General features: G+C 67.2%; 15 protein-coding genes. 11 read left to right on the top strand and 4 right to left on the bottom strand.

The annotated features are described in order from the left end of the window. Positions 1-16: 16 nt before the first annotated feature. The 4 genes from ligA (at position 17) to ABZ789_RS15890 (ending at position 7284) form a co-directional block, all read left to right on the top strand. Positions 17-2125: an NAD-dependent DNA ligase LigA gene (ligA, locus tag ABZ789_RS15905; RefSeq protein WP_358425273.1), complete on the top strand. Its 2109-nt coding sequence runs from the start codon at positions 17-19 to the stop codon at positions 2123-2125. A gap of 902 nt (positions 2126-3027) precedes the next feature. Continuing rightward, positions 3028-3867 carry a hypothetical protein gene (locus tag ABZ789_RS15900; RefSeq protein ID WP_358425271.1) on the top strand — a complete coding sequence of 280 codons (840 nt, stop codon included), beginning with the start codon at positions 3028-3030 and terminating at the stop codon, positions 3865-3867. Positions 3868-3871: 4 nt separating this feature from the next. Beyond that, the gene (locus ABZ789_RS15895; RefSeq protein ID WP_358425269.1) at positions 3872-5848 is read left to right on the top strand and encodes a YhgE/Pip domain-containing protein; all 1977 of its coding nucleotides are present in this window, start codon (positions 3872-3874) and stop codon (positions 5846-5848) included. Positions 5849-5904: 56 nt separating this feature from the next. Beyond that, positions 5905-7284 (top strand): glutamate decarboxylase, encoded by a 1380-nt coding sequence (locus ABZ789_RS15890; RefSeq protein ID WP_358425267.1) that lies wholly within the window; start codon positions 5905-5907, stop codon positions 7282-7284. A 97-nt stretch (positions 7285-7381) separates the two neighbouring features. Here the strand turns inward: ABZ789_RS15890 and ABZ789_RS15885 are convergent, their stop codons facing one another. Beyond that, positions 7382-8032 (bottom strand): amino acid-binding protein, encoded by a 651-nt coding sequence (locus ABZ789_RS15885; protein ID WP_358425265.1) that lies wholly within the window; start codon positions 8030-8032, stop codon positions 7382-7384. A 326-nt stretch (positions 8033-8358) separates the two neighbouring features. On the opposite strand from ABZ789_RS15885, the gene gatC reads away from it, so the two are divergent. After that, complete coding sequence (gene gatC / locus ABZ789_RS15880; protein ID WP_358425263.1) at positions 8359-8658, top strand: Asp-tRNA(Asn)/Glu-tRNA(Gln) amidotransferase subunit GatC; 300 nt, start codon at positions 8359-8361, stop codon at positions 8656-8658. Beyond that, a complete protein-coding gene (gene gatA / locus ABZ789_RS15875; RefSeq protein ID WP_358425261.1) occupies positions 8655-10127 on the top strand; it encodes an Asp-tRNA(Asn)/Glu-tRNA(Gln) amidotransferase subunit GatA in 1473 nt (490 codons plus the stop codon). The genes gatC and gatA overlap by 4 nt, the downstream gene beginning before the upstream one ends. A gap of 70 nt (positions 10128-10197) precedes the next feature. Here the strand turns inward: gatA and ABZ789_RS15870 are convergent, their stop codons facing one another. Beyond that, complete coding sequence (locus ABZ789_RS15870; protein WP_358425259.1) at positions 10198-11472, bottom strand: alpha/beta-hydrolase family protein; 1275 nt, start codon at positions 11470-11472, stop codon at positions 10198-10200. After that, positions 11469-12077, bottom strand: a complete 609-nt coding sequence (locus ABZ789_RS15865; RefSeq protein WP_358425257.1) for a hypothetical protein — start codon at positions 12075-12077, stop codon at positions 11469-11471. The genes ABZ789_RS15870 and ABZ789_RS15865 overlap by 4 nt, the downstream gene beginning before the upstream one ends. Before the next feature lie 134 nt (positions 12078-12211). Between ABZ789_RS15865 and ABZ789_RS15860 the strand changes: the two genes are divergently transcribed. The 4 genes from ABZ789_RS15860 (at position 12212) to gatB (ending at position 16756) form a co-directional block, all read left to right on the top strand. Beyond that, complete coding sequence (locus ABZ789_RS15860; RefSeq protein ID WP_358425256.1) at positions 12212-13414, top strand: histidine kinase; 1203 nt, start codon at positions 12212-12214, stop codon at positions 13412-13414. A gap of 11 nt (positions 13415-13425) precedes the next feature. Further along, the gene (locus tag ABZ789_RS15855; protein ID WP_358425254.1) at positions 13426-14103 is read left to right on the top strand and encodes a response regulator transcription factor; all 678 of its coding nucleotides are present in this window, start codon (positions 13426-13428) and stop codon (positions 14101-14103) included. Between the two features lie 73 nt (positions 14104-14176). Beyond that, positions 14177-15205 (top strand): 6-phosphofructokinase, encoded by a 1029-nt coding sequence (locus ABZ789_RS15850; protein WP_358425252.1) that lies wholly within the window; start codon positions 14177-14179, stop codon positions 15203-15205. Between the two features lie 42 nt (positions 15206-15247). After that, positions 15248-16756, top strand: a complete 1509-nt coding sequence (gene gatB, locus ABZ789_RS15845; protein ID WP_358425250.1) for an Asp-tRNA(Asn)/Glu-tRNA(Gln) amidotransferase subunit GatB — start codon at positions 15248-15250, stop codon at positions 16754-16756. Here gatB and ABZ789_RS15840 read toward each other — a convergent pair whose 3' ends face one another. Continuing rightward, a complete protein-coding gene (locus ABZ789_RS15840) occupies positions 16757-17905 on the bottom strand; it encodes a PQQ-dependent sugar dehydrogenase (RefSeq protein ID WP_358425249.1) in 1149 nt (382 codons plus the stop codon). It lies immediately after the preceding gene. A 77-nt stretch (positions 17906-17982) separates the two neighbouring features. Between ABZ789_RS15840 and ABZ789_RS15835 the strand changes: the two genes are divergently transcribed. Further along, entirely contained in the window at positions 17983-18744 is a 762-nt protein-coding gene (locus ABZ789_RS15835; protein ID WP_358425247.1) for a DoxX family protein, read from the top strand. Positions 18745-18868: the final 124 nt, after the last annotated feature.

The following is an 18868-nucleotide window of genomic DNA, read 5'->3' as shown; positions in this document are numbered from 1 at the left end:
ACTAGGCTTGCAGACTGTGAGTGAACCGACGGACGCGCCCATCACCGCTCCTCCGGAGGCGCGTGAGCGCTGGCAGGATCTCGCCGAACAGGTGCGCGAGCATCAGTTCCGCTATTACGTGCGCGATGCCCCCATCATCTCCGACGGTGAGTTCGATGCGCTCTTCGGCGAACTGCAGGCACTCGAGGAGCAGTACACCGAACTCCGGACGCCGGATTCGCCCACCCAGCTCGTCGGAGGCGGGTTCGCCACCGAGTTCGGGTCCGTCGAACATCTCGAACGGATGCTCAGCCTCGACAACGTCTTCACCGAGGACGAGTTACGTGCATGGCTCGCACGCGCCGAGGTCGAGACCGGGACGCGCCCCGACTACCTGTGCGAGGTGAAGATCGACGGTGTCGCGCTGAGCCTGGTCTACGAGAACGGCAAACTCGTGCGCGCCGCCACCCGTGGCGACGGCCGCACCGGTGAGGACGTCACGCTCAACGCACGGACCATCGACGACGTCCCCGAGAAGCTCACCGGTAGCGACGAATACCCGGTCCCCTCGCTGCTCGAGGTGCGCGGGGAGGTCTTCTTCCGTCTCGAGGACTTCCAGAACCTCAACGCCGGTCTGGTCGCCGAGGGCAAACCACCCTTCGCGAATCCCCGTAACTCCGCCGCCGGTTCGCTGCGGCAGAAGAATCCTGCCGTCACCGCACGGCGGCGGTTGCGAATGTACTGCCACGGCTACGGCCGGATGGAGGGATTCGAACCGCGTTCACAGTCCGATGCATATGCGGCCTTCGCGGTCTGGGGGTTGCCGGTCTCCCCTCACACCGCCCGGGTGCAGGGTGCCGAGGCGGTCGTCGAGCGGATGCGCTACTGGGGCGAGCACCGGCACGACGTCGAGCACGAGATCGACGGACTGGTGGTCAAGATCGACGACATGGGACTGCACCGCCGTCTCGGCGCGACGTCACGGGCACCGCGATGGGCGATCGCCTACAAGTACCCGCCGGAAGAAGTCACCACGAAACTTCTCGACATTCGCGTCAGTGTCGGCCGTACCGGGCGCGTGACTCCCTTCGCCTACATGGAACCGGTCACCGTCGCCGGATCGACGGTCTCGCTCGCGACGCTGCACAACGCGTCCGAGGTGGTCCGCAAGGGTGTGCTGATCGGCGACACCGTGGTCATCCGCAAAGCAGGCGACGTGATCCCGGAGGTGCTCGGACCGGTGGTCGACCTCCGTGACGGTTCCGAGACCGAGTTCGAGATGCCCTCGCACTGTCCCGAGTGCGGAACACTCCTCGCTCCCGCGAAGGAGGGTGACGTCGACCTGCGTTGCCCCAATTCGCGGTCGTGCCCGGCGCAGTTGCGCGAACGGGTCTTCCACGTAGCGGGCAGGGGAGCGTTCGACATCGAGGCGCTCGGCTACGAGGCGGCCACGGCCCTGCTCGACGGAAAGATCATCGCAGACGAAGGAGACCTGTTCTCGCTCACGAAGGACGATCTCGAACGCGTCCCGTTCTTCCGCACCTCCAAGGGGGTGCTCTCGAAGAACGGGGAGCGTCTGCTGCAGAATCTCGACAAGGCGAAGGAACAACCGCTCTGGCGGGTGCTCGTCGCCCTGTCCATCCGGCACGTGGGCCCCACCGCTGCGCGCGCTCTGGCCACCGAATTCGGCAGTCTCGACCGGATCCGGGCGGCGTCCATCGACGAACTCGCTGCCGTCGAGGGAGTGGGGCCGACGATCGCTGCCGCAGTCATGGACTGGTTCACCGTCGACTGGCACGTCGCCATCGTCGACAAGTGGGCGGCTGCCGGGGTGCGCATGGCCGACGAACGCGACGAATCGATCCCGAGGACGCTCGAGGGCCTGTCGATAGTGGTCACGGGTACCCTCGTCGGATTCTCCCGCGACCAGGCAAAAGAAGCTGTTGTGGCACGCGGCGGTAAGGCCGCCGGATCGGTCTCGAAGAAGACGGCGTTCGTGGTGGTCGGTGACAACCCCGGATCGAAGGCAGACAAGGCTGCCGACCTGGGCGTTCCCGTACTGGACGAGGACGCCTTCCGGATCCTGCTCGACGAAGGCCCGGAAGCTGCACGCGCAACGCTCGGCGACAGCGGGGCCGGTGACTGAACCGTCGTCCGGGCCGATCGCTCAGGAGGTCGCAGTCGGCTCCGGCTTCGCGGGGAGTCTCCCGTGCCGAGGACGCCGGCTCCGACGGAGGCGACACCGAAGGCGATCGCCCCGAGCACGTTCGGCCACGCACTGATCCACTTCCGCGAGGCGGAATCTCCACGGGATCCGGACTTCCACAGGATCGCGACGGCAACGCTGCTCGAAATCGAAAGCACAGGGAGCTTTCGAGATCGGGGTTCCACACCGCGTGCATTGCGTCCTCGTCCGTATGCACACGCAGCGCCGCGCCGGTGGTGACGTTGAACAGCAGTTCGCACGGCCGTTCCCGGAAAGGTCGAAACTCCGGGCGCAGAACCGAGTGCGAAAACGGCAGCTCCTATCACGAAACCCGAGGACTGCATTCGCTGCCTCGGGTGGATCAGCATGGTGCGCAGTGTGGGGCAGTCGAGAAGGAAACTCTGAAATTAATTGCTGCAGAGAATGTCCGGTCCGGATCGAGCCTGCCGGTGGACTTCACGAGGGTGAGTGGCCGCCGGAATGAACTCGTCGACAAGGATTTCGGCCCGTCGTCGCCCATATGCCCGTCGTTCGTCCCGTCGGCGGGTCGTTCGTCCGATTCACGCAGTGTCGTCTTCTGTCGGCGTCGTCGAGTCCGATCACGGCCGGTCCACAGGACGAGCGACGGGCATATGAGCGACGTGACGGAAGCGTCGTTCCGAACGGTCCTGCACGTCGACGATGATCCGTTCGAGGATCTGAGCCCGATCGTCCATCCGGCCGAGAATTCGGCGGTTATCGGGAAGAATGAACGCATTGTCGAACATTCTGTGAGCACGGCATCGTGACGAAGAGGAGGTAGTCCGCGACCGGTCGGTGACTCGAACGGAAGGTGCGAGGACGTGGCAGCACGGGGTGAGGAGTTGTCCGGGACCCACGTGGAAACTTCGCCCGAGATGGGTACGGAACAGGATCCTTCGCCCTCTCGGGAGAGTTCTCCGGATGAGGCAGACGAGTTCGCCTCCGATGAGCATTCCGCGCAGGAAGACCCCGGCACGCTCGTATCGGCTCGGGGGATCGAACTCCACGGGCCGTGGGGGCATGTTTTCGGGCCCCTCGACCTGGACATCGACGAAGGTGGAGTGACCGTCATATCGGCGCCGCCGGGTGCAGCACGCACTGCCTTCCTGATGGCACTGTGCGGCAGGATGCGTCTCACGCGCGGTTCGATGACGATCCTCGGCTTCGTGGACCGGCCGAACAAGGTGATCGCGAATTCGGCCATCGCCTGCGTGGACGAGCTCGACGGAGTCCGCCCGTCGGTCACGGTCCGCGATCTGGTGACGGAGCAGAAGCGCTGGGATTCGCCCTGGTACAAGATCGTTCCCCGGGTGAACGAAGAAGGCGTCGCGGAGATGTGCGCGGAAGTCTTCGGCGACGTACCCGTTCCGCCCCTCCAAGCGTTCGTCGACGACCTCCCCGAACTCCAGCAACTGCTGCTGCGGATTGCAGTGGCGAACACCCGGCGACCACCGCTCCTGGTGGTCGGCCGTATCGACAAGATCGCAGACGACGCCGAACGCGCGAAGCTGCTCGAACGGCTCGTCGCTCTGGGCCGGAACCAGTCGGTGATCACCGCCGATGTCAACCTCGTCGAACCGGAGGACGGCGTCGAGGGCGTAGTGGACATGCACGACCTGCTGGGTCCCGGAGACGTCGGCGTGCTGACCGTAAGGAAGTGACCGAGTGCTCGCAGGAATTTCTCTCGGTAGTGATTCGAAACGATACTTCCGAGGCGCGATGCCGCGAATCGCGATCATCACGATCATTCTCATGCCGTTGCTGTACGGCGCCTTGTATCTCTGGGCGTTCTGGAATCCGTTCGCCTCGGTCGACAAGATTCCCGCCGCGATCGTCAACAACGACACCGGAAGGTCGTCCACCGGGCAACAGGTCGACATCGGTGACCGAGTGGTGAAGTCGCTCGTCTCGGCGGGGCAACTCGACCTCGAGGAAGTGTCGGAGCAGGAAGCGATTTCGGGACTCTCGGACGGCAAGTACTACTACACCGTCACGATTCCCGAGAATTTCAGTGAAGCGGTGGAGTCGCCGAACAGCGACGACCCGGTGAAGGCGGATCTCGTCTTCACCTTCAACGACGCGAACAATTACCTCGCGAGCATAATCGGGCAGGACGCGTCCGAACAGGTGATCGGGCAAGTGAACTCGACCATCGGCGCACAGGGAATCGGCACCGTCCTCACCGGACTCGAATCGGCCGGTTCGGGCCTGAAACAGGCAGCCTCCGGCGCCGAGCGGCTCGCGGGCGGGATCGACTCGGCCAAGAACGGAGCCGACCAGCTCGCCTCGGGATCGCAGGACCTTGCGACGAACATGGTCACCGCCCGGAACGGATCCGCGCAACTCGCAGCGGGAGCGGACGAACTGGCCACCCGGGTCGACGGCGTGACGGAGCCGTTGCTGAACGCTCTGGACAGCGGAGGACTGTCCGATCTGGCCGGCCGGGCGGCGCAGTTGCGCGCATCGCTCGAAGCGCTCGAATCGAGGGTGCCGCCTTCCACCTTGAACCAGGCCGTTACGCAGGTGCTGAACCTCCTGAGCCTGAGCTCGGATCCCCTCGTACAGCAAGCGATCGCAGTTCTGGCGCCCCTGTCCGGGCAACAGGCGGCAGCGGAAGCCGAGGCGTTACGCGCGGAGATCGTGCGATTGCAGGGCGACGCCCGAGAGCTCGAATACCAGCTCGGTGACCCGAACAGTCCGCTCCAGAGTGGTCTCGCATTGCTGGCGAGCGGTGACCTCGCGGCCGAGGTGAGTCAGTTGCAGAACGGAGTCGACGAGCTCAGTTCGGGCGCGAAGACCTTGAACTCGGGCCTCGTGCAGCTCACCGACGGCAGTTTCCGGCTCTCGGACGGAGCGGGGCAGCTGGCGTCGGGCATGGATCAGCTGCAATCCGGTTCTCGGGAACTTTCGGACGCTTTGGGACAAGGTGCAACACAGGTGCCGAGCTGGACCGATGAACAACGCACCGCCGCTGCCGACACGTTGGCAGCGCCGGTGTCCCTGCAGCAGGACTACACGAACAAGGCATCCACTTTCGGCACGGGATTCGCGCCGTTCTTCCTTTCGCTCGCGCTGTTCGTCGGAGGAATCATCGTCTGGATGCTTCTCACGCCGTTGCAGGCGAGGCCGACCGTTCAGGGACTCGGGGCGTACCGCACGGTCCTCGCGTCGTACTGGCCGGCACTCCTCGTCGGTGTCCTGCAGGTGGTGGTGATGTACACGGTGGTGCACCTCGGCGTCGGTCTCGACGTGACGCACGCTCCGGGAACGATCCTGTTCCTCGTGCTCATCTCCGCGACCTATCTGGCCATGATCCAGGCCTTCAATGCCATCTTCGGCGTCGCGGTCGGTCGTGTCATCACGCTCGCGTTCCTGATGCTGCAACTCGTTTCGGCCGGCGGAATCTATCCGGTTCCCACCACCGCCAAGCCGTTCCAGTACATCCACCCGTTCGACCCGATGACATACACGGTCAACGGCTTGCGGCAGCTCACCGTGGCCGAACAGTTCGATTCACGGTTGTGGATCGCGATCGCCGTTCTCCTGGGCATTCTGCTCCTGTCGTTGACCGCGAGCGCGCTGGCAGCCCGGCGTAATCGGCGCTACACGATGGAACGGCTGTATCCACCGGTCGAGGTCTGACGAGAACGTCGCCGGTCGTATCGACGAGGGTCGATACGGGAAGTTACGGAGGAATCATGTCGGAATTCATCTCTCCTGACGCGACCGTCGCCCCGGCCTATACGGGCAGACTCGGTACCGAGCCGATCCCGGCGCTGAGAATGCCCGAATCGGAGACCGAGCCGGACGCGACGTACCGGTTCATCCACGACGAGCTGATGCTCGACGGCAGCTCACGCCTGAACCTCGCGACCTTCGTGACCACCTGGATGGATCCGCAGGCCGACCGGCTCATGGCGGAGACCTTCGACAAGAACATGGTCGACAAGGACGAATACCCGGCGACTGCCGAGATCGAGACCCGATCCGTCAACATCGTGGCGGCGCTCTTCCATGCCGAAGATCTGTCCCCGGTCGACCCTTCCTCGGCCACCGGGGTCTCGACGGTAGGTTCCTCGGAGGCCGTCATGCTGGCCGGTCTCGCCCTCAAGTGGCGGTGGCGTCAGGCGCGGCAGGCGGCGGGAAGAGACGCGACCGTGCCGAATCTGGTCCTGGGCAGCAACGTCCAGGTCGTCTGGGAGAAGTTCTGTCGGTATTTCGACGTCGAGCCGAAATATTTGCCGATGGCGCCCGGCCGTTATGTCATCACTCCCGAGCAGGTGCGCGATGCGGTCGACGAGAACACCATCGGTGTGGTCGCGACCCTCGGTACCACATTCACCGGCGAACTCGAACCCGTCGCCGAGATCGCTGCCGTGCTCGACGATATCGCTGCGGCAGGCGGTCCCGACGTGCCGGTGCATGTCGACGCTGCCAGTGGCGGTTTCGTCGTGCCCTTCCTGGATCCCGAGCTCGAATGGGATTTCCGCGTACCACGCGTCGTATCCATCAACGTCAGTGGTCACAAGTACGGAATGACCTATCCTGGAATAGGTTTCGTGGTCTGGCGTTCGAAGGTGCATCTGCCGGAGGATCTCGTCTTCCGTGTGAACTATCTCGGTGGCGACATGCCGACGTTCACCTTGAACTTCTCCCGGCCCGGTAATCAGGTCATCGGTCAGTATTACAACTTCATCCGCCTCGGCATCGCCGGTTACACACAGATCATGGGGGCATTGCGGGATACCGCATCGATGCTGTCGCAGCAGTTGTCCGAGATCGACGACATCGAGATCATCACGGACGGCTCGGCGATGCCCGTGCTCGCCTTCCGGCTCGTGGGTGATCCGGGATACACCGTGTTCGACATCTCGCACGAACTCCGGGCCCGCGGCTTCCAGGTTCCCGCATACACGATGCCCGCGGACGCCGAGGATGTGGCGGTGCTGCGGATCGTGCTGCGCGAGGGCTTCGGTCGCGATCTCGCCCACAAGCTCGGCCAGGACATCGACCACATCGTCGAACGGTTGCGCCGGGGCGTGGGCCGAGGTCACTCGGCTTCGGCCTTCGCGCACTGAAAGCCGTGCCTCGGCCGGTGCGCAAACCCGCCGAGGTGCATCCGTCCAGGCGCGCCGACCGGTCGCTACGGGTGAGGTCGACCGAAGGTGGTGCAGGTCAACGGAGTACGGTACCCACGATGCCGGCGAAGTAGCCGATCCGGGCGATTTCGGACGGCCGGAACTCGGGGCCACCGGGGCGGCCGAGGACGAGTACCCGCTCGGGTGAGCCGAGGGGCGCCGCCGCGAGCATCGTGTCCATGTCGCGCCAGAGTTGCGGTACCCACTCGCCGGAGTGGTCGAGGCGCGCCGGTTCGGCGAGCGGCATCCAGGGGACGCCACTGAGATGAGTCTCGGGCGAACCGGGGCTTCCCGCGATGCGGTAGATGCCGTCGGGACCCATTCCGAGGACCGTCGCCCAGCCGACCCGCAGTACTCGGGGAGCACCGTCGACGAGGATCTGGATCCGGTCGTCGTGTGCGGCGGCGACGTGATCGATCAGTTCGAGTTCGCGGTGGGTGTCGAGGATCCCGGCGTAGGGGCGGATCGAGTCGACGGTCACGCCGGGCAGCGCCTCGGCTGCGGTGAGGAGCGTGTCGGGGAGCTTTCCGGGTTCGACGTCGACGACGAGGTCGTCGATCGCGAAGTCCGTGCCACGTTCGACGACGTCGAGCGACAGGATGTCGGCACCGACCGAACCGAGGGCCAAGGCGAGCGAGCCGAGACTGCCCGGACGATCGGGGAGCCGGACACGCAGCAGATAAGACACGTGGGTCCTTCCCGAGTCGATGGGCCACCGGGTGGTGGCGCCGATCCTCCGGCATCCGCGTGCCGGTCCGGAGTCCGTCTCGGTCTCCGGCAGAGCACATCCTTGCACCTCTCACCGGTCTTTCGACACGCCGCGACGATGAAGATGTCCCGAGCCGCACCGAAAGTCCGGGTCGGATCGACCTGCGTCACGTGAATGCAACACATCGTTGCGCAACTCGAAACATCCCGGGCCGGAGGGAGCCCTCACACCGCGTGCAGCGCCTTGTCCAGGACGCATTACCCTGGACAGGACGTTCACTCTCCATCGGAAAGGGGCCATTCACGGTGCCTGCCATCTCCCGTGACGAGGTCGCGCATCTCGCCCGGTTGTCCCGGCTTGCGCTGACCGATGCCGAACTCGACGAGTTCGCCGGTCAGTTGGATTCGATCCTCAACCACGTCAAGGCGGTGTCGGAGGTGGCCGCAGACGATGTGGCTCCCATGGCGAATCCGAACGCCGTCACCAACGTGACGCGGCCCGATGTCGTCGTACCCGGTCTCACCCCCGAGCAGGCGCTCTCCGGTGCGCCGGCCGTGGAGGAAAACCGTTTCTCGGTACCGCAGATCCTGGGAGAGGGCGAATGAGCACCGATACGACCCGCCTCGACGCCGCGACCCTGGCGTCGAAGATCCACGCGGGTGAGCTCTCGTCGGTGGAGGTCACCCAGGCCCATCTCGATCGCATCGCAGAGGTGGACGGCGAGTACAACGCCTTCCTGCACGTCGCATCCGAGCAGGCTCTCGAGGCGGCGGCCGAGGTCGATCGTGCCGTAGCCGCGGGTAAGAAGCCGGCCTCGCCGCTTGCCGGCGTGCCGCTCGCGCTCAAGGACGTGTTCACCACCACGGACATGCCCACGACCTGCGGTTCGAAGATCCTCGAGGGCTGGGTGTCGCCCTACGACTCGACCCTGACGACGAAGCTTCGCCAGGCCGGTATCCCCATCCTCGGCAAGACCAACATGGACGAGTTCGCGATGGGTTCGTCCACCGAGAACTCGGCCTACGGCCCCACGCGGAACCCGTGGGACACCTCGCGTATCCCGGGTGGTTCGGGCGGTGGGTCGGCAGCAGCGCTCGCGTCCTACCAGGCGCCGCTCGCGATCGGCACCGATACGGGCGGGTCGATCCGTCAGCCCGCGGCCGTCACCGCCACGGTCGGCACCAAGCCCACTTACGGGACGGTCTCGCGGTTCGGTCTGGTGGCCTGCGCGTCGTCGCTCGATCAGGGCGGGCCGTGCGGCCGCACCGTCCTCGACACCGCCTTGCTCCACGAGGTCATCGCGGGTCACGACCCGCGTGACTCGACGTCGGTGAACGCCCCCGTGCGCCCCGTCGTGGAGGCCGCCCGGCAGGGTGCGTCCGGCGACCTGAAGGGGCTGAAGGTCGGCGTTGTCAAGGAACTGCATTCCGACAGCTACCAGCCCGGCGTGCTCTCCTCGTTCGATGCCGCGGTCGAAACGCTCACGAAGCTCGGCGCCGAGGTCGTCGAGGTGTCGTGCCCGCACTTCGAGTACGCGCTCGCCTCGTACTATCTGATCCTGCCGTCGGAGGTCTCCTCGAATCTCGCCCGATTCGACGCCATGAGGTACGGCATGCGTGTCGACGACGGCGCTATGAGTGCCGAGCAGGTCATGGCCGCGACCCGAGCCGCGGGCTTCGGCAAGGAGGTCAAGCGCCGCATCATGATCGGCACCTACGCGTTGTCCTCCGGGTACTACGAGGCCTACTACGGTCAGGCGCTCAAGGTTCGTACCCTCATCGCGCAGGACTTCGACAAGGCGTACGAACAGGTCGACGTGCTGGTCTCGCCCACGAGCCCGTTCACACCGTGGAAGCTCGGCGAGAAGGTCGACGATCCGCTGGCGATGTACCTGTCCGACCTGTGCACGCTCCCGACCAATCTGGCGGGACACTGCGCGATGTCGGTTCCGTCCGGCCTCTCGGAGGACGACGGCCTTCCTGTGGGTCTGCAGATCATGGCTCCGGCACTGGCCGACGAGCGCCTGTACCGGGTGGGTGCGGCCTTCGAGGCAGCGCGAGGACCCATCGCCTGATCTCTTCTCCGTGCTGCGACCCGCCGCGCCGTTGTTCGGCCGGCGGGTCGCCGTCCGTCCGGGTACCGCGCTATCCGGGAGCCGGGGTGCACCGGGCCTGGTCCTCGCCGTAGCGGTGGCCGTGGCCGGGGGCCGCGGCGAGGGAGGTGAGGAGGTCCACCGTCGTGTGGACGAAGGTCACCACCGGTATCCAGGGCGGGCTCGGAGCGTCGGCCCGTGCGTGCGAGAGCTCCGGAGGCGACCACAGCAGCGACGGCCGCCACCACACCACCGGATCGGAGACGTTCGCCAGAACGGTCGCGTGCGTTGTGCGCACGCCGGCCGGCGGTCCGGCGAGGAACAGCGCGCACGGCTCCGGGTCGGTGCCGTCGAAGACGGCGCTCGCGCCGCTCGCTCCCAGGGATTGCCCGTACACGTGCAGTGCGGGGCGCTGCTGCTCCGGCAGCGTGGACAGATGGGCCCGAAGTGCGGCGACGAGTGTGCGCGCCTCGTTCGCGGCGGCGCGGCGGTCGAGAACGAAGGTCGCCCAGCTCGGCCGGTCGGAGTACTGCTGGGCGACGAGTGCGACGTCCTCGCCCCACTGTGCTTCGAAACCGCGGACCGCGGCTGCGTCGACCCAGCCCGAGCCGGTCGGCACGGTCACCACGAGGTGTGCCCGGCGGAATGCGCCGGCCCTGCGCAGCTCGTCCACCGCGAGGCCGGCACGCGCGGAGGGATCCGGTGCGGCCGCCAGCGGAACGTAGATCCGGATCGGTGAGCCCTCCGAGGGCAAGGACACGAACCGCTGTCCCTCGCGTCCCAGATCCTTCCAAGCGACGGCCGATCCGGACCCGCCCGACAGCCCTGCCGAGAGCGTGGTGGGCGAGGAGACGGTATCGACCGCCTCACCGCTGGACGCGGACACGGTGGCGACGCCGATTCCCAGTACCACGGCGACGGCCGTCGCTGCGTCCCGTCGTCGCCCGAGAACGCGCGCGAGACGTGGGAGGGCGAGCGATACCCCCACGACGACGACCGCGACCGTCAGACTGTCGAGCCAGTACCGCCCGTCGAGGGCAGGCACCGACATGGCCTCCCGCAGGCGGTTCTGCCGGTGATGAGCAGTGGCCGCCGCAACCAGAACCGCGGACGCGCCGACAACCGCGACGGGTAGCCGGAGCTCGCGCGATCCGGGTCGGGGAGTTCGTCCGGTCAGGTGCCGCCGGAGGATCAGGACGAGGCGACGCGCAATCAGGGCGAGGACGATCGTCACCCCCGTGAGGGCGCCCTGTACGGACGGCTCCCGCGGCAACAGCGAGGGCGCGAGCGATACCACCGTCGCGAGAACCACCGTGAGCGCCGTCATCGCGCTACCTTGCGAGCGGCCAAGCCCAGAACGGCCGATCCCGCGGCGAGGGCCGCAGGCCACGGCGATTCCGGGACGGGGCTGCGATGCCCCTGCCGCCACGAGTTGAACTCGACTGCAGCAGAGGCAATTCCGGCAACAGTGGAGCACGTCTCGAGGTCGGGTTCGGATCGGCACGCGGCATCGAGATGCCGTGCGAACAATCCGTCGAGGTCGCGCCGGGCATCGGGATGGAGCTCGCCTCCGGTAGCACGCGCGTACCGGAGGAGGTCGTATCCGAGATCGTGTACCCGGCACGCCGATTCGAATGCATCGGGAAGGGGGATGGGGGCGGAGCACGATCCGTCCGGATCGACGAGGACGGACGTCGTACCGGCCTGCCCTTCGACGACCGGGGAGTAATTCGTCACGCCGATGAAATCACCGGGGAAGGACGACAGTGCCCCCGCGGTGTCGTCGGCTACGAGTGCGGCGACGGTCGCTGCGGCTGCGGCATTCTCCGCAGATGGCATCGCGGAGTGGGCCGGCGCTCCCACAACCACGTGCGCGGCGGTCGCGAGAAAGGTAACCGAGGCGACACGTGCCGCTACGGATTTCACTGTCATGGCGACGACGCTAGGAACGTGCCTGCCTGCACCGGACCCCTCGCCGGAGCGATCTCGGGGATCGTTGCCCCCTCTCGCGAGCTACCGGGATCTCACTCTCAGGTATGAGGACAGTCGAGGAACCGACTCCTAGCGTGGAGGGGGTGAAAGAGCTTGTATCGTCCGGTGTGACAACCGCGGGCCGTCTGGGCCGGGGCAGATGGAGCGCCATCGCCGTCGTCGCCGTGACGTTGATTCTCTACGCGATCGCGTGGCCGACGCTACCGCTGACCCACCATGTTTCCCCGCCACTTCTTCCACTGGTCGCGGCTCTGGCGGTGCTCCCGTTGGCCATGGTGCTCGTGCGGCCCGTCGTCGCCTGGATAGTGGTCGGAGCGGCCGGTGTCGTCATCCCGATCGCGTTCGACCGGGTTCCGGGCTACAGCTATCCCTGGCAGGTCGTGCACATATTGGTGATCCTCGCGTTGGTCTTCGCGGTCGCCGTACGCGAGGAGATCCGCATCGTGCTCGTCGTGTGGGTGGCGACGACCGTACTGTTCGCCGCATTCGTTCCCGGTCGCGACGGCTGGGGATGGGCGGTGGGTATCGCCGCGATCGTGGTGTTCGGCCTGCTGGTGCGCTGGCTGCTCGTCTCCCGTCGGCAACTCGCACGCGAAGAGGAGGTCAGTGAACTCGAGCGTGCACGGCGCGCCGCCCTCGAGGAGAAGGCGCGCATCGCCCGCGACCTGCACGACATCGTCGCCCACCACATGTCGATGGTCGTCGTGAGGGCACAGAGCGCGCCGTACCGGTTGCCGGATGTCGGCGACGATGTGCGCGCCGAGTTCGACGCACTCGGCTCCACGGCGCGAGAAGCCCTGAACGAGATCCGCACCCTGCTCGGTGTCCTGCGCAGCGACGGCCAGCCCCCCGAGCACGAACCGCAGCCCGGACTCGACCGCATCGAGGGGCTGTTCGAGTCCTTCCGTCAGGCCGGTATGTCCCTCGAGACCGAGACGGTCGGAACCCCCGTGGACGTCTCCGACATCATCGGGCTGACGGTCTACCGGATCCTGCAGGAATCCCTGGCGAATGCCGCCCGGCACGCACCCGGAGCGCGGGTGTGCGTACGACTGACATGGAACGCGGAGACCGTCACGGTGGAGGTGGTCAACGGACCGGCGGCTGCGGGGACATCCGCCATCACGGTCGATGGGCAGGACCACGGGGGCGGCAACGGCATTCGGGGTATGGCCGAGCGCGCCTCCGTCGTGGGCGGCCGGTTGGTCGCGCATCCTCGGCAGGACGGAGGTTTCGAGGTCCGGGCAGTTCTCCCGGTGCCGCCGCGCGAGGCCTAGGGTGGGTGCCGATGACCGAACCACGAGCTCACATCACCGTGTTCATCGCCGACGACCAGGCGATGGTCCGCCAGGGTTTCGGAGCGCTGTTGGGCGCGCAGCCCGACATCAGTGTCGTCGGCGACGCCCCCGACGGTCGGGCGGCCGTGGCCGAGGTGGCACGGCTGCGCCCCGACGTCGTCCTGATGGACGTGCGGATGCCCGAGATGAACGGTCTCGACGCGGCACGGCAGATCCTCACCGACACCCGGGAGCCGCGATCGAAGGTGCTCATGCTCACCACCTTCGATCTGGACGACTACGTGTACGAGGCACTGGGGATGGGGGCCAGCGGGTTTCTCCTCAAGGACGCCCCTGCCGACGAACTCGTGCGTGCGGTGCGGGTCGTCGCCGAGGGCCAGGCGTTGCTCGCACCGACCGTCACCCGTCGTCTCATCGCCGACGTCACCAGCCGGCGTCGGCCGGCGAGAGGCCGCGATCGTGTTCTCGCCCCACTGACCCCGCGCGAACTCGAGGTACTCGAACTGATCGCGCACGGCCTGTCCAACACCGAGATCGCGGAGCGCCTGTTCGTCGCCGAGCAGACGGTGAAGACGCATGTCGGGAAGGTGCTGGGGAAGCTGCACCTACGCGACCGGGCGCAGGCCGTGGTGCTCGCCTACGAGTCCGGTCTCGTCACACCCGGCTGAATCGGGCTGCCGTCCCGGTGGAGAACGGGCAGGATGGCGGTGCAGTACTTGTCCATCCGACGGGAGGTAGTGCGTGACGCGCATCGGCATTCTCACCAGTGGCGGGGACTGCCCAGGTCTCAACGCCGTCATCCGCGGTGCGGTGCTCAAAGGGACCGAGGTGCACGGGCAGGAGTTCGTGGGTTTCCTCGACGGCTGGCGTGGTCTCGTCCAAGGCGAGGCGATCCCGCTCGATCGCAGTCGTGTCCGCGGGCTCGCGCAGCAGGGCGGCACGATCCTCGGTACGAGTCGCTTCGGGCCGTATCAGGGGCCGAACGGGGGCGCGGCGAACATCCAGAGGACTCTCGACAAGCTCGGGATCGACGCTGTGATCGCCATCGGGGGAGAGGGGACCGCCGCCGCGTCGAAGCGGCTGTTCGGCGAAGGGATACGCATCGTCGGTGTGCCCAAGACCATCGACAACGACCTCAGTCAGACCGACTACACGTTCGGATTCGACACGGCCGTCGAGATCGCGACCGAGGCGATCGATCGCCTCCGGACCACCGGAAACTCCCACAAGCGTTGCATGGTGCTCGAGGTCATGGGCAGGCACGCGGGGTGGATCGCGCTGCACGCGGGGACCGCCGGCGGTGCACACGCCATTCTCATCCCCGAACATCCCGAGAGTCTCGAGCAGATCTGCGAGTGGGTGAGCAGTGTCCGGGACCGCGGGCGCTCGCCGATGGTCGTCGTCGCGGAGGGCTTCATGCTCCCCGGTATGGAAGAGGCCTACTCCACGAAAGGTCTGGACGGTTTCGACCGGCCGCGCCTCGGCGGCATCGGAGAGGCGCTGGCACCGCTGATCGAGGACCGCACCGGAATCGAAACCCGCGCGACCGTCCTCGGCCACATCCAGCGCGGAGGCGTGCCCACGGCCTTCGACCGAGTGCTCGCCACTCGTCTCGGTATGGCCGTCACCGATCTCGTGGCCGACGAGGACTGGGGACACATGGTCGCACTCCACGGAACCGACATCGCCCGCGTCGACTTCGACGAGCTCGCCGAGCCGAAATTCGTGCCCGATCAGCGCTACCAGGAGATGCGGATCCTCTTCGGGTGAGGCCGCGCGGCGCCCTGGGCGAGGCCGTCTAAAATCGGGATCATGACTGCCTCCATGTCCGCTGACCTGCTCGCCTACGATGACGTGCTCGCGAAGTTCGAGCCCGTGATGGGCATGGAGGTGCACGTCGAGCTGCACACCGCCACCAAGATGTTCTGCCCGTGCCCGACGACCTTCGGTGCCGAGCCCAACACCCAGGTGTGCCCGGTCTGTCTGGGTCTGCCGGGGTCGCTGCCCGTGGTCAACCAGGCCGCGGTCGAGTCCGCGATCCGGATCGGTCTCGCGTTGAACTGCTCGATCACGCCGTGGGGCCGTTTCGCGCGGAAGAACTACTTCTACCCGGATCAGCCGAAGAACTACCAGATCTCGCAGTACGACGAACCGATCGCCACCGACGGTTACCTCGACGTCGTGCTCGACGACGGCACCACTTGGCGGGTCGAGATCGAGCGCGCCCACATGGAGGAGGACACCGGCAAGTCGCTGCATGTCGGTGGCGCGACCGGTCGTATCCACGGTGCGAGCCACTCGCTGCTCGACTACAACCGCGCGGGCGTGCCGCTCATCGAGATCGTCACGAAGCCCATCGTCGGTGCCGGGGAGCGTGCTCCCGAGGTCGCTCGTGCCTACGTGACCGCCCTGCGCGACCTGCTGAAAGCCCTCGATGTCTCCGACGTTCGCATGGACCAGGGTTCGATGCGGTGCGACGCGAACGTCTCTTTGATGCCGATCGGCGCCGAGGAGTTCGGCACCCGCACCGAGACGAAGAACGTCAATTCGCTCAAGTCCGTCGAGGTGGCCGTGCGCTACGAGATGCGCCGCCAGGCCGCGGTGCTCGTCTCCGGCGGCGAGGTGATCCAGGAGACCCGGCACTTCCAGGAGGCCGACGGCACCACCTCGCCCGGCCGCCGCAAGGAGACCGCCGAGGACTACCGATACTTTCCGGAGCCCGATCTTGAGCCGATCGCGCCCGACGCCGCCTGGATCGAGGAGTTGCGCGCGACCCTGCCCGAACTGCCGTGGCTGCGCCGTGCTCGCATCCAGGCCGAGTGGGGGGTCTCGGACGAGGAGATGCGCGATCTGGTCAACGCCGGCGCGCTCGACCTCGTCATCGCGACCACCGAGGCCGGCGCTCCCGCTTCGGAAGCCCGATCGTGGTGGGTCGCCTATCTCGCCCAGCAGGCCAACACTCGCGGCGTCGAACTCGCCGCGTTGCCGATCACGCCCGAGCAGATCGCGCGCGTCATCGCGCTCGTGGCCGACGGCAAGCTGACGAACAAGCTCGCCCGTCAGGTCGTCGACGGCGTGCTCGCGGGTGAGGGTGAACCCGACGAGGTGGTGGCCGCCCGCGGTCTCGAGGTCGTGCGCGACGATTCGGCGCTGCAGGCCGCGGTGGACGCCGCCCTCGCCGCCAATCCCGACATCGCCGACAAGATCCGCGCGGGCAAGGTTCAGGCGGCGGGCAAGATCGTCGGCGACGTCATGAAGGCGACTCGCGGACAAGCCGATCCGGCGCGGGTGAAGGAACTCGTCATCGCCGCGTGCAGTTGATCAGTCGAATCCACCGCCGCCGGCCGGGAACTGGATGCGGACGACACGATCGTCGTTCGGCCCCGGTTCGGCGCCCGCCTTGTTGACCGTCGAGACCCACAACAGGCCGTCGGGGGACGAGGCGGCACCGCCGAGCATGCCGTAACGGTCCTCCGCCGCGAGCACCGGAGCCGCCGTGACGGATCCCGTGCCCGGATCGATGCTGAGGACCGCGACGGCCTTCGTTCCGGTGAGCGAGATCGCGATTCCGTCGGGCGCTGCCGCGCATCCGGCGACACCGGGGCGCTCGGGCCACGTCCACGCCGGGCCTGCGGCCGTCGAGCCGTCCACCCCGACGCGCTGGAGTCGATCCTCGAGGGGAGTGCGGTCGGTGACCCACAGGTTGCCGTTCGGATCCCGGCACACGTCGCCGGCGGTGCCGATCCCCGAGAGCACCACCGAGGGCGCGGCGGCCGCTCCCGGGGCCGGGAGCGGGAGTTTCAGGAGCTTCCCCGCGAGTGTGTTCGGATCGGTTGCGACAGCGGCGTTTCCGGCGTTTCCGGTGAGCACGACGAGCTCGGTGGGTGAGACGAACTCGATCGCGCCGGCGTTACCCGAAGCGCCGCGGGGTATCCCGGTGAGCACGTCTTTGGGAGTATCACCGGCGGCGATACGCACCACGCGGTTGTCGGCGGCCGTGGTGATGTAGGCGTAGAGCAGCCGGTCCTCCGCGAAGGTGGGGGACAGTGTCACGTCCAGCAGACCACCGTCGCCGGAGCCGTCGACCGGGATCGTGGCGACCTCGACCGGTTCGGTGTCCGGCGCGACCTGCAGGATCCGGCCCGTTCGGCGTTCGGCGACGAGTGCGGAATTCCCGTCGGGCATCGTCACCAGGCCACCGGTGACGTCCAGGCACGTGGCGATCACCGCCGGATCGGGATCGACGCACGGTCCCGGCGGACGAGCGGAGGCACTCGGTGCTGTCGTCGTGGTGGTGGGATCGAGGGGGCCCACGCCCGGCCCCGGATCGAAGGTGGGTTCGGGGGTGAACGGGCTCGATGCCGAGTCGTCGAAGCGGGCACACGAGGGAACCACGAGAACTCCCACCGCCAGCGCAACCGCTGCCGCGCGCACGCTCCACGAACTCGTCCACCGCGTACCCCGTGTCATGCCGCAAACGTTACCGGCACGACGCGCGCACCCGCGGATGCCGGGTGGAAGGGCTGGGGCGGGCATAGGCTGAGGGAGTGGCCGACAAGGAGACCGGCGGCACGCCGGGAGCGGGTTCGAGTCCCTACGACAACCAGCAGGACGAGCGGACACTCGAGATGCGCCGACCACGCGCGTCGTATCTCGACTCCGAGGACGATCTCGGCTCGGGCACGACCGGCCTGGGCAACGATGCGTACGTCCCCCCGACCGAACAGATGTACCGGCCGGAGCCGGTCTACGGCGCGGAGCCGGCCGGGGCGGTGGCGGCCGAGGAACGGGCCCCGGCGAAGGTTCGCCGGGGCACACTCGACCTCGGCCTGTTCGTCCTGCGGGCCGTGGTCGGTGCGATCCTCGTCGTGCACGGGCTGCAGAAGCTCGTGGGCCTGTGGAACGGTCCGGGCCTGGACGGCTTCGAGGCCACGCTGCGCGATGCGGGTTATCAGCAGCCCGCCGTGCTGGCGATCGCCGGGGCGGTCGGTGAGGTCGCTGCCGGGGGATTGCTGATACTGGGGCTTCTCACGCCGTTCGCGGCAGCCGCAATCGTCGCGATAATGGTCAACGCTGTGCTGTTCAAGCACGAACTCGAACCCGGATACCAGTTCTTCGCTTCGGAGTCGTCGGGCGTCGAATACGAGATCCTCCTCGTCGCCTGTGCGGTGGCGCTCGTGCTCACCGGGCCGGGACGCATCGCGGTCGACGGGCGTCGCGGCTGGGCGACGCGTCCTTTCCTCGGCTCTTTCGTCGTGCTGCTGCTCGGTGTCGCGGCGGGGGTGTGCCTGTGGATCTTCGGGCGGTGAGACATCGATGAGGAGGGGCCCCGCGATCCGGGCGGTTTCAAGGGGTCGACGCAACACCGCTGTTAGTTGGTGGTGATTAGATCACGCAGACGCTCGGCTGGGGTATCCCAGCCGAGCGTTTTGC

It is taken from the genome of Rhodococcus sp. NPDC047139, assembly GCF_040643435.1.
Lineage (GTDB): Bacteria > Actinomycetota > Actinomycetes > Mycobacteriales > Mycobacteriaceae > Rhodococcus.
The sequence above is the reverse complement of the archived record's forward strand: the minus strand, read 5'-3'. Positions and strand labels throughout refer to the sequence as shown.

Bases quoted from the DNA above. Each gene is read 5' to 3' on its own strand.
- ABZ789_RS15890 (WP_358425267.1), top strand. From the start codon at position 5,905: ATGTCGGAATTCATCTCTCCTGACGCGACCGTCGCCCCGGCCTATACG.
- gatA (WP_358425261.1), top strand. From the start codon at position 8,655: ATGAGCACCGATACGACCCGCCTCGACGCCGCGACCCTGGCGTCGAAG.
- ABZ789_RS15870 (WP_358425259.1), bottom strand. From the start codon at position 11,472: ATGACGGCGCTCACGGTGGTTCTCGCGACGGTGGTATCGCTCGCGCCC.
- ABZ789_RS15865 (WP_358425257.1), bottom strand. From the start codon at position 12,077: ATGACAGTGAAATCCGTAGCGGCACGTGTCGCCTCGGTTACCTTTCTC.
- ABZ789_RS15855 (WP_358425254.1), top strand. From the start codon at position 13,426: ATGACCGAACCACGAGCTCACATCACCGTGTTCATCGCCGACGACCAG.
- gatB (WP_358425250.1), top strand. From the start codon at position 15,248: ATGACTGCCTCCATGTCCGCTGACCTGCTCGCCTACGATGACGTGCTC.
- ABZ789_RS15840 (WP_358425249.1), bottom strand. From the start codon at position 17,905: ATGACACGGGGTACGCGGTGGACGAGTTCGTGGAGCGTGCGCGCGGCA.